Here is a 16,682-nt window from a genome sequence, read left to right on the forward strand (position 1 = left end):
ATGCTCATTATTTTCCTGCAGGAACTTTTCCTACAGACGAGCGTCGTTCTTGCGGGCGGATGCAGGACATCGCCCGTCCCTTCAGAGAAAGGTCCCCATGCGCGCTCATAGGGACGATATGGCGGCACGCGCACCGCACCGCACCGCGACCGATCTATGGCGCGAATGCTGCGAAGATGCTTCGGCACAGGGCGGCGCGCCATCGCCACCGCACCGCAAGAACCGACGCCGGCTTCCCAGCAGGTATTTGCGCTATTGCAGTGTCAGTACGTGCCGACCAGGTTGAGGAACCAGCCCTCGTGGTCGTAGTCGAAGTCGGTCAGGTCATCGCTGAAATCGGTAAAGTTGTAGCCCACACCGATGCGGAAGTTCTTGTTGAGGTCGCGGTCGAGACCGAGCAGCACGCCTTGCTTGGTGCCGCCATCCTCGACGTCCAGCCATCGGTACTCGGCCAGCGCATGCCACTGCGTACGCAGGTCGTAGCGGACCTGGGCGGCGGCGAATGTGGTGGCCGAATCCAGCCACACGCCGGTACCGCGTCCCATGCGGACCTTACCCTCGCGGCGTGCCAGCTTGCCGGCGAACTCCCAGTGCTGATCGAGCTTGTAGACGCCTTCGAACGAGAGGATCTGAGATTTCTGGTCGTAGTCGGCGCCACCCACCTGACCCAGCGTCGCCAAGTCGTACAGATAGGTGTACCGGCCGAACAGACCCCATCGCTGGTTGTCCCAAGGGCGGTAGGCGAAGCCGACGTTGCCCTCGATGAACTTCGCGCTGGCCAGCGGGTTGAGCTGGTCGTCGGTGTCGGCGTAGTTCACGCGTGCGGCGATCCGCCAGCTCTCGTTGATCTTGTGCGTGAGCCGGTTGGTGCTGACCCATTGCTCGCGCTGCTCGGCGCCACGATCCTCGCGCCATTCCAGTTTGCTCTGCCAATCTGTATCCGGCGACGTGCGGCCACCCGACACGCTAATGGCGCGACGGTCGACATTGCCACCGGCGGTGTTGGTCAGCTCGCCATCCGACAGAGTGAAGCCCATGTTCCAGCCCTGCGCAGGATAAAAATCCATGCCGAAGGTATGCGCCAGGCCGGACTGGTTGGGCTCCTTCAGGAACTGGCTCTCGTTGTAGAGGTTGACCTGGTTGGACAAACGCCAGCGCTGGCCCAGCGTCCAGCCGTTCTGCGCGTTGCGTGTGAACAGCGAGTCGTAGGCAGTCGTGTCGGTGGAGTAGGTGTAGGCGCCGTAGACCGAGTGCTCGGCGGTCAGGCGATGCTCGGCGTTGACGGTCGCCGCTTCGCCGCGATCGCCGGTGGTCAGCTCGGCACCCACGGAGGAATTGTCGCCGTAGAGGTACTTTCCGCCCGCCGTGAACGCGTCGTTGTCCGCGTACTGGCCACCGTCGTCGTCCAGCGTGAGCTGCGCGAGGCCGTAAAGCTCCAGCGAACTGCCGAAGCGGTGCAGGTACTTCAGCGCGCCGAGCGTACCGACCGCGTCGGTCGACGTGCCCTCGGTGTCGACGCGGCGGACTTCGGCGCTGAGCGTGCTCGTATCGTCAATCCGCCATTCCAGCGTGGCCTGCGCTTGGGTCAGCGACTCGGCACCGCTTTCAGCACGCGTGTAGCGTGCATATACGCCCAGGTTCGGCGTGAACTGGCCCAACAGCTCGGCCCCGTACTCCGTCACCGGGCGGCCGGTGTCATAGCGCGAGATCGAGTAGCCCGCGGTGGTGTTGCGCCACCACGCGCCTGCGCTCCACTCCTGCGTCGTCCAGCCAAGTTCCTTGAAGTTGGCGCGCGCCTCGAGCGATTTCGCCTCGCCTTCCCGGTACAGGGACGTGTCGTTCTGCTGGATGAAGCTCAGGCCACCGTTGTCGGAGAAGAACACCGGAGAACCGAAGGATTCGGTCTGCGCGTACTCCCCCTTGAGGTAGGTACCCTTGCCCGCCTGCAGCGTCAGATCGCCCGCCGCCAGGGTGTAGTCCTCACCCGCGCGGTTCTCCTGCACGTAGGTCGCGCCCACGCCCACGTGGTTGCCGAACCAGTGCTTGCCGCGGAAGCCGGCGCTGACGTCATCGGCATCGAAGCCCGACGGCACCCATTCGTAGTCCACCAGCAGGCGCTGTTCGAAACCGTCCAGCGGCGCATCTCGGGTCAGCGTGGGGATGTTCTCGCGGGTGATCTGCGCCAGCGGGCGGGTCAGCAGGATGCGACCCTGGAGTTCGTCGATCTCGTAGTCCGCGCCACGCTGCAGGACGATGCGGTTCTCGACGCGGCCCGTGGTCAGGTCGCGGATTTCCAGGGTGACGACATCCGAGCCGGGCAGCAGGTCGGTATGGCGCAGGTAATAGAGGCTGCCGCCGGTACCGATGAATTCGTTGTGGCCGGGTGCGGTTTCGGCCTGCGCGCCGAACACGCGCAGTTCCGTTCCCGGATCGCCCCAGCGGTTGGTGGCGAGCGAGCGCCAGTTCAGCGCGGCGCCGTACAGCGAGCGCTGGTACTGGGCGTACTCGGTGCCGGTGATGCCGGTGGAATAGTTGCCCCACAGGGCCTGGTTCTTGTCCCAGTCCACGCGCAGGTAGAACCGCCCCATGGTGTCCACGTCGCGATACGTCGTGGAATCATCGCCGTACACCGGGTAGTAGAGGTCCGGATCCAACCGGCGGAACACATCCTGCGGATCGGCCTGGGTGAAGCCGTTGAACAACCGGTCCAGGTCGCGCTGGGTGGTGTCCGCCTGCGCGGTCACCAGGTACTTGCCCCGCAGCTTCGCCTTGCCGTAAAACGCCAGGCGACCATCGCTGATCACGTCGTCCTGGTAGTTCACGTCGTTGGCGAACGGCGCGGCCGAGCCGCTGGCCTTGTTCTGCGCAATCGTCACGTCGGCCAGGCCGACGCCGAAAAAATAGCGACCGGTGACGTCGATATCGAGCGTATGCGCGGCTTTGGTCGCGCCTTCGCCGCCCTGCCCGCCCAGGCCGATGTCGAACCTGTGGTGGCCCACCGGCACTAGGTACTCGGCGACGAACTTGCGTTCCTGGTCGACCGGGTAGTCTTCACCGTTGATCTTCAGCGCGACGTCGAGCGGAAGATTGCGACCCTGGATGCGGATGCGCGACCCGTACATCGGGATGTTCTGCTGGCGCAGCCCGTTCTCGGCGAATGCCGTGTCGATCAGGCTCTGACTCTCCGCCTGGGCCGTCGTCAGCGCGCTGCCCAGCGTGCGCTCGACGGTGCTGCGCAGCAGGTCTGCGCCGCGCTCGGCTTCCTCTGGCGACACCAGCTGCAGGGTCCGCGGACGGGTCTCGTCGAAACGCGAGTCGCCGTCGTAGGCACGCAGCACGTACACCAGTTCGTCGCCCTTCCGGAACGGATAGCGCGACGGCAGCGCGCCATCCCAGTCGGCGCGGGTGACGCCGGCCACGTCCAGGGGAATCGCCGCGATCGGTTCGATCAGATCCCCATCACTGCTGCGGTACAGGGTGACTTCCAGGCGCTTGATGAAGGCCGGGTAGTTGCCACGCACGTAGAACGAGACCGGCTTGGTGATGCGCTGGCCATCGAAGGGCACGATCGAGGGCGCCGACACCGACAGTTCCGGCTGACCCAGCGTGGGGTCTTCGGTCGCCCAGATCACGCCACCGCCTGGCAGGTCGATGGAGAACTTGCCCATCGCCGTCGCCTTGCCCGGCTGCTCCATCGCCACGGTCACCCGGCGGTCGGGTTGCAGGACCTCGGAGGACGAAGCCTGGCTCGTCCCCTGTGTCACCGGCTTGTCGTAGCTGCGCGTGCGCAGGCGGAACAACAGACCTTCTTCACCGGTGCAGCGCTCACCATCGCAGGCGACCGGCGCAGCGGTGCCCTCGGCGCGATCCTGCTGCGCCTGGGGGGAAGGCGCCGCGGTCTGCGCGGCGGCCATTGGCGCACCGCCCGCGAGCAGGCCGATCAGCGTGTAGTCCAGCAGCTTCATCTTCATCCGCTTCTTCATGATCCGCCCCTTACTTCCGTACGCCGACAGGGGCTGTCGGATCGTTGCTGGTTTCCACGCGGACCTTGGCACGCACCTCCGGACTCAGACGTTTGGCGAGCGCTTCGTAGACCGCCTTGGCACGACGCATGCCCAGGGCGACGTTGTAGGCATGGGACGCGCGCACGTCGGTGTGACCGACGATGGCGATGCTGCCCCCACCCCTCTTCTCCAGTGCCGTCGCCACCTTGTCGAGCAGGGGCTCGAACGCGGGCTTGATCGCGGACTTGTCGGTATCGAACAGCACGGTGCCCAGGAGCGCGCCGCCTTCGTCCACACCGACGATCATGGAACTCGGGTCGTCGACCGTGCCGCGTACGCTGACCACCAGTCCCTTGGCCGAAGCGGCATCCAGCGTGCTCAGCAGGGCGGCCTTGACCGCATTCGCGCGGTCGAATGCCAGACCCTCGCTGTCGCCGTTGGCGTGGATGACGACTTCGCCGCCCTGGTACTCGCGCACCTTGGCCGCCATCGCTTCGATCACCGGCAGGTACTTCTCCCGCACTTCGGCGCTACCGGGGGCGAAGAAGACTTCGCCCATCTCCAGCTCAACCTGCTTGGAGCCGCCCTCGATCACCTGTTCCGGCAGCTTGACGCCCCAGTCGAACCGGACCGGCACACCCGGCGTGATCCGGCGCAGGAGCGGGTTGTCGGTGGTGAACTCGGCGCCGGCCGGCAGCGTGGACGGGTCGACCTTCAGGATGAAGTTGCGCCCGCGCTCCCACGCGCCACCCGGCACGCCCGCCAAGTGGTAGCGGCCGAACTGGTCGGTTTCGATCAGCAGGCCTTCCACCGACGCGATGCGCACGCCCGGGATGCCGCGTTCGTCGATGCCGGCGTTGCGGATGACGTAGTCGACCACATAGCCACCGTCGCCCTGGGCCACGCGTCGCTCCACCGTCGGCGCCGCCGCCGTCAGGCCCTTGGCGGCATCGCCATTGGTCTGCACGGTGGTGTTGCCCGCCGCGTCCATGCGAACGGTGACGCCCTCGGCGCTCGTCAGGACGAAGTCGTCTGTGAAGGCGGGTTCGCTCAGGTGCTGACGGATGACCACCGCGTGCTGTTCGACAGGATCGGTCACGGACTGGCGACCGGTGATGGCGCCCACGGCGATCCCGTGCAGCAGCGGCGAACTGGCGTCCGCCTCAGGCTGCAGTCCTGCGCCGCGGTCTACGGTCGTGGAGTTCGCGATGTAGGCCGTCGGTGCGAAACCGCCCTGGACCTTCACACCGCTGAGTGCAGCGCTGTCCTGCCAGCCGTCGCCGTCGCGGTCGTTGAAGACCGTGCCGAAGAGCAGGCTGTCATTCAGCAGCGGATCCGCCGTCAGTTGCACCTCTGCCGTGGCGATATTCGACACCGGATCGTCCGTCGCCGAACGCACCTGCGCCTGGTTGACGTGGGTGCCCGGACGCACGCCCGCGCCCACCCGCATCACGTACACCAGCGTCGCCGTCTGCCCCGCGGCGACATCCACGCCACTGAAGCGCAGCGGACTGCCACCCGATACCGTCGCCATACCGTCGGCGTCGTTCGCAACCAGCGAACCTTCGACATAGCTGAAGCCTGCCGCCGGCGTGTCTACGATGCTGCCGCCCACCAAGTCCATCGCGCCCACGTTCTCGATCGCCAGGGTGTAGCGGACCAGGTCGCCGATGCGAACCTCGCGCGAGCCGGCCGTCTTGCTCACACGGATTTCCGGCGCGTCCAGCTGATGTTCGGTGCTGCACGCGGTACACACCGGCGTCTCGCCGCCGCCACCGGTCGCCACCACCTGGTTGCCCACGACGGTACCGGCATTGGCGTTCACGACCGCGTCGTAGCTCAACGCATGCAGACCCGTGGTGGTGCCGGCAGGCAAGCGGCAGGTCAGCACGGTCCCATCGAACGAACAGCCTGCGGGCAGCGCGCCCAACGTCAGGCCACGGTCCGGTGTATCCACCAGGACCACCTCGCCCGTCAGCGCGGAGACGCCGACATCGACCGACAGTGTGTAGCGCACCGTCTGTCCGACCTGCACCTGGGTACCGGTCGCAGGATTGGAGGACTTGGAGACCGTCACGCGGGGCTCCGCAACCGGCGACGACGTGCCACAGTTGCCCGCACAGGTCGGCGCGTCGTTACCGGTGCCGACGACCGCGTTGTTCACAGTGCCACGCGCCGCCGGATTCACGATCGCGGTATAGCTCACGATGTACGTGCCCGGAGTGGTACCGGCCGGCAACGTGAAGCGCAGCACGGGGGCGCCGCTGGTGTTGGCCGCGTAGGCGCCGGCATTGGTCACCGTGCCGAAGGTCAGGCCCGCACCGAGGGTGTCGGTCAGGACCACGTCGGCCGTCGTCACGGCATTGATGACGTTCGTCGTCAGCGTGTAGGTGACGCTGTCGCCCACGGCCACTTCCGACCGTCCGGTCGGAAGGACGGCGCTCTTGGCGTACGTCACCAGGGGCGGCAGCGGTTCGGTCACCGGCGTCTCGGTACGGCACGTGCCCGCGCAGGTCGGCGCATCATCGCCGGTGCCCACGACGGTGTTCCTCACGGTGCCGGTCGCCTGATCGTTGACGATGGCCGTATAGCTGACCGAATAAGTGCCCGGCGCAGTGCCTGCAGGCAATGTGCACACCAGCGGGTTCGAGGTGCCGCACGAGAAGCTGCCGGCAGACACGGTCGCCAGCGTCAGGCCGGCTCCCAGGGTGTCGGTCAAGGTTACGACGGAGGTGGTCGCCGCGGCCGAGACCTGCACGTTCAAGGTGTAGGTGAGGGTGTCGCCCGTCGAGACTTCCGTCTGTCCGATCGGGAGCGCGACCGCCTTGGCATAGGTCACAACCGGGTTGATGACCGGAGTGTCGATCGTCGTCGTGCACGCCGGAGCGGTGCTGCCCACCGGGCAGACCGGACTGGTTACCACCGCCGTGTTGCGGATGTTGCCCGCATCGGCGTCGGCCTGGGTCACCGTGTACGTACCCACCAGCTGGCAGGTCGCACCCGGCGCCACATTCGGGCAGGTGATGCTGTTCGGGGTGATCAGCGCATCGCTCATCACCACGTTGGCCAGGGTCGTGTTGCCCGTATTGGTCATCGTGACCGTGTAGGTCAGCACGTCGCCCACCGCGACCGCACCACCGGTGCTATCGGCGGTCATCGCCTTCACCAGGCTTTGGCCCGGCGTCTGCGTCGCCGTCACCGTCACCGTGTCCGTCGGCGAGGTCGTGGTGCCATCGCTGGCGCGGGCGATGTTCGTCACCGTGCCCGCATCCAGGTCCGCCTGCGTCACCGTGTACGTCGCCGAACACGTGATCGACTGCGTCGGCAACAGGCCACCGGCCGGCAGCGCCGGGCACGTCACCGTCGCGATCCGGTCGTCGACCACCGTGATGGCCGAGGTGATCGTCGTGTTGCCGCTATTGGTCACCAGGTAGCTGTACGACAGCACCTGGCCCACCGACGCATACGTCGGCGTGGTCGTGGTCTTGTCCAGCGTCAGCGCACGCGTCTGCGTCGCCGTCACCGTCACCGTGTCCGTCGGCGAGGTCGTGGTGCCATCGCTGGCGCGGGCGATGTTCGTCACCGTGCCCGCATCCAGGTCCGCCTGCGTCACCGTGTACGTCGCCGAACACGTGATCGACTGCGTCGGCAACAGGCCACCGGCCGGCAGCGCCGGGCACGTCACCGTCGCGATCCGGTCGTCGACCACCGTGATGGCCGAGGTGATCGTCGTGTTGCCGCTATTGGTCACCAGGTAGCTGTACGACAGCACCTGGCCCACCGACGCATACGTCGGCGTGGTCGTGGTCTTGTCCAGCGTCAGCGCAGGTGCCGACTGGAACGTATTGACGATCGTGCAGGTCGCGGTCTGTCCGTTCGCAAGCACCACCCGGTTGCCCGATAGGGTTCCGGCCGTGCAGTTCCAAGCGCCAGCGACGTAGTCGGCGGGGCCTGCGGATTCGGACAACGTATAGCTACCCGCGGAAACCTGCCCGGTTGCACCACCCGCTCCACTGATGGAAGTCGGTCCGGTCGCGGTCAACGTCCAGCTTGCCGGAGTCGCGGTGCCGCCCCCCGTATTCACGACCGTCTTGACCAACGTCAGCGTGGCGGCCTGATCATTGTTGGTGATCGAGCAGCTCGCGCTTTGGCCATTGGAAAGGGTCAGCTGATTGCCGGACAAGGTGCCAGCCGTGCAACTCCAGCTGCCGGCGGTGTAACCGGCCGCGGTCACTTCTGACAGCGTGTACACACCGGCGTTGACCGAAGCATTGGTCACGGCGGCCGCACCGGACACGCCAGTAATCGTCGTCGGACCGGTCGCCGTCAGCGGGAAGTTGCTGATCGTGGCGGTACCGCCGTTGTCGTTGATGACCGTCTTGACCAGCGTCAGCGTGGCGGCCTGATCATTATTGGTGATCGAGCAGCTCGCGCTTTGGCCATTGGCCAGGGTCAGCTGATTGCCGGACAAGGTGCCAGCCGTGCAGCTCCAGCTGCCGGCGGTGTAACCGGCGGCTGTCACTTCCGACAGCGTGTACACACCGGCGTTGACCGAGGCATTGGTCACGGCCGCACTACCGCTCACACCCGTGATCGTCGTCGGACCGGTCGCCGTCAGCGGGAAGTTGCTGATCGTGGCGGTACCGCCGTTGTCGTTGATGACCGTCTTGACCAGCGTCAGCGTCGCCGCCCGGTCGTTGTTGGTGATCGAGCAGCTCGCGCTTTGGCCATTGGCCAGGGTCAGCTGGGTACCGGACAGGGTCCCAGCCGTGCAGCTCCACGAACCTGCCGTGTAGCCTGCCGCGGCCACTTCCGACAGCGTGTACACACCGGCATTGACCGAGGCATTGGTCACGGCGGCCGCACCGGACACGCCAGTAATCGTCGTCGGACCGGTCGCCGTCAGCGGGAAGTTGCTGACCGTGGCGGTACCGCCGTTGTCGTTGATCACTGTCTTGACCAGCGTCAGCGTGGCGGCCCGGTCATTGTTGGTGATCGAGCAGCTCGCGCTCTGGCCATTGGCCAGGGTCAGCTGGGTGCCGGACAAGGTACCGGCCGTGCAGCTCCAGCTGCCGGCGGTGTAACCGGCGGCTGTCACTTCCGACAACGTGTACACGCCCGCGTTGACCGACGCATTGGTCACGGCGGCCGCACCGGACACGCCGGTAATCGTCGTCGGACCGGTCGCCGTCAGCGGGAAGTTGCTGACCGTGGCCGCGCCACCATTGTCATTGATGACCGTCTTGACCAGCGTGAGTGTGGCCGCTTGGTCGTTGTTGATGATGGTGCAGGTCGCGACATCGTTGCCGACCAGGCTGATGCTGTTCGCAGAGACCGCCGCAGCCCCGTTCTTGACGCAGCTCCAGGTGCCCGCCGTATAGCCCGCGGCTCCTCCGGTCTCGGAGAGGGCGTACGTACCCGCAGGAACCGTCGCATTGGTGACCGCCGCCGTGCCCGTGGCGCCTGAAATGGTGGTCGATGCTCCCGCCGCCACCAGCGTCCATGCCGCGGCCGCGGCCGCGCCCCCGTTGTCGTTGACGACCTGCTTGACCAGCGTCAGGCGGGGGAGCGCAAGCACTCCAACCGTGGCAGTGGACGTGTTGTTCGCAGGATTGCTGTCGACGACCGGTGCACCCGGGGGCAGCGCCACCGTGGCGGTGTTCTGGACCGACGTCTGCGCATGGGCGGGTGCAAGGAACGCCAATGCGGCAAGGAACAGACCTGATGCGGTCGCCACGCGGCGGCGGCGGAAAGCCGCTTTGAAGAAATGGGTCAGGCCGTGCACGGTGGTCCCTTGCGACTGGATCAGGAATAGCCAGCCAGGGACTGCCTCCCCCAAGGCTGTCTTGAAGTTGCTGCCCTCGTCCGCGCCGCCAGCGCGCGGATCAACGGGTCAAAGTCACAGCTCGCATCCGTGTGGTTAAAGCGGACATAGGTCCAGATAAATCGTGACGTTCACCCCAATTCACGTGATATTAACGTCAAGAAGTCGGCGCAGGCAACTACACGCGCGTACATCATCGCCCCAATAAGCGGGCGGGCGTCAAGATTTTGGCGTCCCGGGACGGCTTAGGGCACGCAAACGGCCCACCGGGCTGCAGCGCGGCGGGTTGGAACTCAGCGTCAGGGGGTCTTGCGTCGGCTCGGCCGGGCCGGCCGGGGCCGGTCGGGGCCGGTGTTCAGTCGCTCTGCAATTCAGCGACGAAGTCGTAGGCATCGCCGCGGTAGTAGGAGCGGGTGGATTCGACGACCCGCCCGTCCTCCAGGAAGGCGCGCCGCTCGACCAGCAAGCCCGGGGCACCCACGGGCAATTCGAGATGGCGGGCTGCCTCTTCATCCAGGGCGACCGCCCGCAGACGCTGCAAGGCCCGCTTGGGCCGGTGGCCGTAGGCGTCCAGCGCCTCGTACAGCGAGGTGGTGACGCTGTCGGGGTCCGGCAGCAGGGCGTAGGGCACGAGGGTGCGCTCGATGGCGATCGGCGACCCGTCCACATGGCGCAGGCGGTACATGCGCACGACGCCGCTGCCAGGCGACAGATTCAGCGCCATGGACTCTTCCGGGGTCACTTCACCCACCGTGCGCTCGAGGAACTTCACCTGCGGGTTGAGCCCCCGCTCGCGCAGGTCGTCGGTGAAGCTGGTCAGGCGGGAGAACTGCCGAAGGATCCGCTCGGCCACGAAGGTACCGGCACCCTGCCGCTGCACGAGCAGACCACTTTCGATCAACCCCGCCAGCGCCTTGCGAATGGTCACCCGCGACAGATCGAGCAACTGGGCCAGGTCGCGCTCGCTGGGAAGCGCCTGTCCGGGCCGCAGCACGCCGGCATCCATCAGGTTCTGCAGCGCGCGGCGCAGGCGCAGGTAGGCCACTGCCCGGGTGGACTCACCGGTCTGCAGCCGCTGGTATTCCTCGAGCAGGTTCGTTTGCATGACAAACAAGATACCAGTGACGTACCAATACCGCAACAATCCCTTCACGTTGCGGACCTGTTGGCATCACGTGGTACCGCGGTGGTATTGTGGCGGCTCTTTCCCGCTGCACCGAGATACCCCGTGACTGCGAAGACCTTGCCCGTCGACACCTTCGATCTCGTCATCTTCGGCGGCACCGGTGACCTGGCGTTGCGCAAGCTGCTGCCGGGCCTGCTGCGGCGCTATGCCGACGGTCAGATTCCGGAAGAGAGCCGCATCATCGGCGTGGCCCGCGACAAGCAGGGCGATGCCGAATACCGCGCGAAGGTCGGCGAAGCACTGGCCCGCGTCGCGGCCAACGACGACACACTGAAGGCCAAGCTGCCCGCATTCCTGGAGAAGCTGGGCTATGTGGCGCTGGATGCCACCAAGGACGAGGGCTGGGACGAATTCGCCGCTCGCCTGCAGACCAGCGGCGATCGCATCCGCGTCTTCTATCTGTCCACCAGCCCCACCCTGTTCGTGAACATCTGCGACCGCCTGCGCGCGCACGGCCTGAATACCGGCAACGCCCGCGTGGTCATCGAGAAGCCGATCGGCCACGACTCGGCCAGCGCCGCGGTGATCAACGACGCCGTCGGCAGCGCGTTCGCGGAAAGCCAGATCTTCCGCATCGACCACTACCTGGGCAAGGAAACCGTCCAGAACCTGCTGGCCCTGCGGTTCGCCAACATCCTGTTCGAGCCGCTGTGGAACGCCAGCCGCATCGATCATGTGCAGATCACCGTGGCCGAGACCGTCGGCCTGGAGAAGCGCGCCGGGTACTACGACACCTCCGGCGCCCTGCGCGACATGGTCCAGAACCACCTGTTGCAGCTGCTGTGCATGGTGGCGATGGAACCCCCGGCCGCCCTGCAGGCCGATGCCGTGCGCGACGAGAAGCTGAAGGTGCTGCGCTCGCTCAAGCCGATCCGCGGCGAAGACGTGGGCCATCTCTCCGTGCGCGGCCAGTACCGTGCCGGTGCCAGCAGCGGTGCCGCCGTGCCCGGCTACCTGGAGGAACTGGGCAAGCCCGATTCGCGCACCGAGACCTTCGTGGCGCTGAAGGCCGAAGTCGACAATTGGCGCTGGGCCGGCGTGCCGTTCTACCTGCGCACCGGCAAGCGCCTGTCCGAGCGCGTGTCCGAGATCGTCATCGCCTTCAAGCAGATCCCGCACTCCATCTTCGACGACAGCGCGGGCCCGGTTATGGGCAACAAGCTGGTGCTGCGCCTGCAGCCGGACGAAGGCGTGAAGCTGTGGATCATGATCAAGGATCCGGGCCCGGGTGGCCTGCGCCTGCAGCACGTGCCGCTGGACATGAGCTTCGCCGAGGCCTTCGGCGTGCACCAGCCGGAAGCCTATGAGCGCCTGCTGATGGACGTGGTGCGCGGCAACCAGACCCTCTTCATGCGCCGCGACGAAGTCGAGGCCGCGTGGGCCTGGATTGACCCGATCCTCGCCGCCTGGGAGGCCGGGCGCGAGACGCCCAAGGCCTACACCGCCGGCTCCTGGGGCCCCAGCGCCGCCGTGGCACTGGTCGAACGCGACGGCCGCACCTGGCACGAAGACACCGTCTGACGTCGCCGGCCCCGCCTTGCGGGGCCTTCACCCGGCACCCCCACGCCGGCCTGCCTTCCCCCGGGAAGCCCCCACTCCCGAGCCGCACCATGCCCCCCACCGATCTCTCGCTGCAGATCCAGCTGCACCCCTTCCCGGACGGCGACGCCGTCGCCCAGGCCCTGGCCCAGGCAGTAGCCGACGATCTGCGCGCTGCCGTCGCCCTGCGTGGGCAGGCCAGCGTGGCCCTGTCCGGTGGCACGACGCCGCGCCGCTTCCTGCAAGCCTTGTCCCGGCAGGTGCTGGACTGGGCGAACGTCACCGTCACCCTGGTCGACGAACGCTGGGTGGACGGCGCCCACGAACGTTCCAACGCCCGCCTGGTGAAGGAGTACCTGCTGCAGGACGCCGCCGCCAGCGCGCGCTTCGTCCCGCTGTACCGTGCCGCCGCCACGCCCGACGAGGCCCTGGCCGAGGTCGCCGCCGCCCTGCCGGCCACGCTCGATGTCGCCGTGCTGGGCATGGGCGGCGACGGCCACACCGCCTCGTTCTTCCCCGGCGGTGACCGCCTGGCCGAGGCGATGGATCCGGAAACCGCCGCGACCGTGCTACCGATGCGCGCCGCGGGCGCCGGCGAACCCCGCATCACCCTGACCCTGCCGGTGCTGCGCGATGCCGGCCGCCTGTACCTGCACATCGAGGGCGGCGAGAAGCGGCAGGTGCTGCAGCAGGCGCTGTCCGGCCAAGGTGCTGGTGCGGGCTATCCGATGCGCGCGGTGCTGCAGGCCCTGCATGCGCCGTTGCAGGTCTATCTGGCGCAGTGAGCCCGGATGCGCCGGTGTTGAGGCAAAGACGGCCTCACTGCTTATAATGTGCCCTTGCCCGCGGCGTCCCGGCGCCCGGTCCCGCCTGGAACGCGCATCGCGCGGACCGTCGGCCCCCGTTTTCGTAGCCATGCGCGGCCCCGCGGCCGTGCTGCCAAAGGTGGAAAGTGCGTAACTACGACCTCGAATTCCTCAAGCATTTCTCGATGGTGATCGGCTTCCTGGTGCTGGTCACCGGTGGTCTGATCGTCGGTGCGCATTTCCTGCATGACGCGATTCCGCCGGAAGTGAACCCGAAGACCGTCCAGATCACCGAGGGCCGCATCGCCCCGGCCGGCGCGGTCTATGCCGGCGAGACCGGTGCCGCGGCCCAGGCCGCCGCGGCCCAGGCCGCCAAGGCCGCCGCCGCCTCGCAGGTCGCCTACGGCGGCACCACCGACGGCAGCGTGATCTACCAGAACCTCTGCGGCGCCTGCCACACCAACGGCGTGGGCAAGGCCCCCACCCTGACCGCCGCCGGCATGGGCGCGCGCGCCAGCAAGGGCAAGGACACCCTGTACAAGCACGCCATCGAAGGCTTCACCGGTCCGGACGGCGGCATCATGCCCCCGAAGGGCGGCAATGCGTCGCTGACCGACGAGCAGGTGCATGCCACCGTCGACTGGATGCTGGCCAACATCAAGTAAGGCCTCGCGCCTTCCGCAGAAACGCCGCCTCCGGGCGGCGTTTTTGTTTTCGCGAAGAAGCTTCGGGGAGATTCCCTTCTCCCCGCCTGCGGGAAGAAAGTGCCTGGAGAGCGAATGAGGGACGAACGAAGTTCCATTCCCATGGTCGAAAGCGGCCCCCTGACGATCCAGACACCGCGGTCGCGAGGCCGCCGCGGCGACGTCGCCCCTCACCCGCCTTCGGCACCCTCTCCCCGTGGAGACGGGGAGAGGGAAGACCTGCATCCTGCCTCGCGACGAAAACCTGCCCGTCACCCAATCCGTTTACCCTTGCCGCCTCGATTTCCCGGTCGCCTCCCGATGACGCCTTCCCGCTCGCTGCTCACCCTCGCCCTGCTCGCCCCCCTCGCGCTGCCCGCCTGCGCGGCCACACCGAAGGAGCGCGTCACGCCCATCGGCGAGGTACAGGGTGAGGGCGCGCGCAGTGCACTCGACGGCCAGACCGTCACCGTCGAAGGCGTGGTCACCGGTGTCTTCGCCGATCTCGGCGGCTTCTTCGTGCAGGACGCCGGCGATGGCCAGGCGGCGACCTCCGACGCGGTCTTCGTCGCCTTCGAAGAGGGCGCTCCCGCGCCTTCCGTCTCCGTGGGCGACCGCATGCGCGTGCGCGGCATCGTCGGCGAGCGCAAGGCCGGCAGCGACGACACGCTGACCGCGCTGCATGCGCCGGTGGTGCAGGCACGCGGCAAGGGCACCATCGCGCCCCTCGTGCTCACCGCGCAGCCCGACGCCTGGGAACGCTACGAAGGCATGCTCGTCCGCATCGACGCCCCGCTCACGCTGAGCGGCACCGATGCGCTGGGCCGTTTCGGCGAACTCACCACCAGCTTCGGCGGCCGCCTGTGGCAACCCAGCGAAGTGGCCGCGCCGGGCAGTGCCGAGGCCAAGCGCCTGGCCGCCGACAACGCGCGCCGCACGCTGGTGCTGGACGACGGCAGCGCGAAGCGCGATCCCGCCACCGTCTGGTACGTGAAGCAAGGCCAGCCGCTGCGCACCGGCACCGTGCTGACCGGCGTGCAGGGCATCGTCGATGCGCGGCACGGCGGCTGGCGCCTGCAGCTCACCGTCGCGCCGACGATCGCCGCGCCGGAACGCCCGGCCGCGCCGCAGGTCGCGGGCAACGTGCGCGTGGCCGCGTTCAATCTGGAGAACCTGTTCAACGGCGACGGCAAGGGTGGCGGCTTCCCCACCGAGCGCGGCGCCAAGACGGCCGCGCAGTACCAGGCGCAAATGCACAAGCTGGTTGGCACCATCCGCGGCCTGAACCCCGACATCGCCGCGCTGATGGAACTGGAGAACGACGGCTACGGCGCCGACTCCAGCCTCGCCCAGCTCGTCACTGCGTTGAACGCCGGCGGCGGCACGTGGCGCTTCATCGATGCGAAACAGGGTCCGGGGCCGGACACCATCCGCGTGGGCATCATCTACCGCAGCGACAAGGTGAAGCCCACCGGCAAACCCGCCACGCTGCAGGAAGGCCCGTTCGGCGAACGCAGCCGCAGCCCGCTGGCGCAGGGGTTCGTGCACGGCAAGGGCGCAACCTTCGTCGTGGTCGCCAATCACTTCAAGTCGAAGGGCTGCTCGGAAGCCGCTGGCCCGGACACCGACCAGAAGGACGGCGCCGGTTGCTGGAACGCGCTGCGCCTGGATTCGTCCAAGCGCCTGGATGCGTGGCTGAAGTCCGATCCCACCCGCACCCGCAGCGATCGCATCGTCATGCTCGGCGATTTCAACGCCTATGCGATGGAAGCGCCGGTGCGCTGGCTGCGCGACGACGCCGGCTGGGTGGATGCCTTCAAGCAGGCCGGCATCGAACAGCCCTACAGCTACGTCTACAGCGGCCTCAGCGGCCGCCTCGACCATGCCCTGCTCAGCCCGACGTTGGCGAAGCAGCTGCGCGGCGCGGCCGAGTGGCACATCAACGCCGACGAACAGGACGCGCAGGGTTACGCCGACGGCGATCCGGCCGTGCCCTACCGCAGCTCCGACCATGATCCGCTGCTGCTGGGCTTCGATCTTTAAGCGGTAGGGACGCGCCCGCGAAGCGTCAGCCGTGGACCTTGTCCACCAAGGCCTGCAACTTCAGCACCGTGGCCCAGTTGCGGGTGGTGGCGGCCTTGCCGGCCTTGCCGACCAGTGCCTCGCCCGCCTTGCTTTCGAGGATGCCGCGCGCGCAATGCAGGTAGGCGGCTTCGCGCCCGACGAGGAATTGTTCCGGCGGCACCACCAGGGGCGCGATGGCGGACAGCGCGGGTAGCGCACCGGCTTCCTGCACGAACGCGACCAGCAGACGCGAAGGATCGTCTGCCGTTTCGGCCAGCGCGTTGCCGTCGAGGATCGTGGCCAGGTCCTTCGCCGACTTCACGATGACGGGCACGTCGATCTTCAATTGCGCGGCGATGGCCGCTGTGATCTCCACCGCGAGCTTGGCGGATGCCTTCTTGCTGGAGCGGAACACCACGTTGCCACTGTTGAGCAGCGTGGCGACGTCGGTATGGCCGAGCCCTTCCAGCAGCGCGCGCAGGTCCGCCATCGCGATGCGCTTGGCCTTGCCGACGTTGATGCCGCGGAGCAGGGCGATGTAGGTGGTCATGGACATGTTTCGGCGTGAGGTAGGAG

8 protein-coding genes are annotated in these 16,682 nt (G+C 67.4%); 4 read left to right on the plus strand and 4 right to left on the minus strand.

Annotated elements, in window-relative coordinates:
• Nucleotides 1-263 precede the first annotated feature (263 nt).
• The 3 genes from BLT45_RS00460 to BLT45_RS00470 all read right to left on the minus strand — a co-directional run bounded on the left by BLT45_RS00460 (nucleotide 264) and on the right by BLT45_RS00470 (nucleotide 10,933).
• Nucleotides 264-3,983, minus strand: coding sequence for a hypothetical protein (locus BLT45_RS00460; RefSeq protein WP_217629519.1), 3,720 nt, complete (start codon nucleotides 3,981-3,983; stop codon nucleotides 264-266).
• Between the two features lie 10 nt (nucleotides 3,984-3,993).
• Nucleotides 3,994-9,741, minus strand: a complete 5,748-nt coding sequence (locus BLT45_RS00465; protein WP_139187839.1) for a DUF7507 domain-containing protein — start codon at nucleotides 9,739-9,741, stop codon at nucleotides 3,994-3,996.
• Nucleotides 9,742-10,183: 442 nt separating this feature from the next.
• On the minus strand, nucleotides 10,184-10,933 hold the full coding sequence (locus BLT45_RS00470; protein WP_056879880.1) for a GntR family transcriptional regulator: 750 nt from the start codon (nucleotides 10,931-10,933) through the stop codon (nucleotides 10,184-10,186).
• A gap of 123 nt (nucleotides 10,934-11,056) precedes the next feature.
• On the opposite strand from BLT45_RS00470, the gene zwf reads away from it, so the two are divergent.
• From zwf to BLT45_RS00490, 4 genes are all read left to right on the plus strand, one after another.
• A complete protein-coding gene (gene zwf, locus BLT45_RS00475) occupies nucleotides 11,057-12,535 on the plus strand; it encodes a glucose-6-phosphate dehydrogenase (protein ID WP_093293723.1) in 1,479 nt (492 codons plus the stop codon).
• An 89-nt stretch (nucleotides 12,536-12,624) separates the two neighbouring features.
• On the plus strand, nucleotides 12,625-13,338 hold the full coding sequence (pgl, locus tag BLT45_RS00480) for a 6-phosphogluconolactonase (RefSeq protein ID WP_093293726.1): 714 nt from the start codon (nucleotides 12,625-12,627) through the stop codon (nucleotides 13,336-13,338).
• Nucleotides 13,339-13,505: 167 nt separating this feature from the next.
• Entirely contained in the window at nucleotides 13,506-14,024 is a 519-nt protein-coding gene (locus BLT45_RS00485; protein WP_093293731.1) for a c-type cytochrome, read from the plus strand.
• Between the two features lie 339 nt (nucleotides 14,025-14,363).
• A complete protein-coding gene (locus BLT45_RS00490; protein ID WP_093293735.1) occupies nucleotides 14,364-16,085 on the plus strand; it encodes an ExeM/NucH family extracellular endonuclease in 1,722 nt (573 codons plus the stop codon).
• A 25-nt stretch (nucleotides 16,086-16,110) separates the two neighbouring features.
• On the opposite strand, the gene BLT45_RS00495 is transcribed toward BLT45_RS00490, so the two are convergent.
• Nucleotides 16,111-16,656 (minus strand): DUF1697 domain-containing protein, encoded by a 546-nt coding sequence (locus BLT45_RS00495; protein WP_175455668.1) that lies wholly within the window; start codon nucleotides 16,654-16,656, stop codon nucleotides 16,111-16,113.
• Nucleotides 16,657-16,682: the final 26 nt, after the last annotated feature.

It is taken from the genome of Pseudoxanthomonas sp. CF385 (assembly GCF_900104255.1).
Lineage (GTDB): Bacteria > Pseudomonadota > Gammaproteobacteria > Xanthomonadales > Xanthomonadaceae > Pseudoxanthomonas_A.

Coding starts and splice junctions, on each gene's coding strand:
- BLT45_RS00470 (WP_056879880.1), bottom strand. CDS start 10,933: ATGCAAACGAACCTGCTCGAGGAATACCAGCGGCTGCAGACCGGTGAG.
- BLT45_RS00490 (WP_093293735.1), top strand. CDS start 14,364: ATGACGCCTTCCCGCTCGCTGCTCACCCTCGCCCTGCTCGCCCCCCTC.
- BLT45_RS00460 (WP_217629519.1), bottom strand. CDS start 3,983: ATGAAGAAGCGGATGAAGATGAAGCTGCTGGACTACACGCTGATCGGC.
- BLT45_RS00495 (WP_175455668.1), bottom strand. CDS start 16,656: ATGACCACCTACATCGCCCTGCTCCGCGGCATCAACGTCGGCAAGGCC.
- pgl (WP_093293726.1), top strand. CDS start 12,625: ATGCCCCCCACCGATCTCTCGCTGCAGATCCAGCTGCACCCCTTCCCG.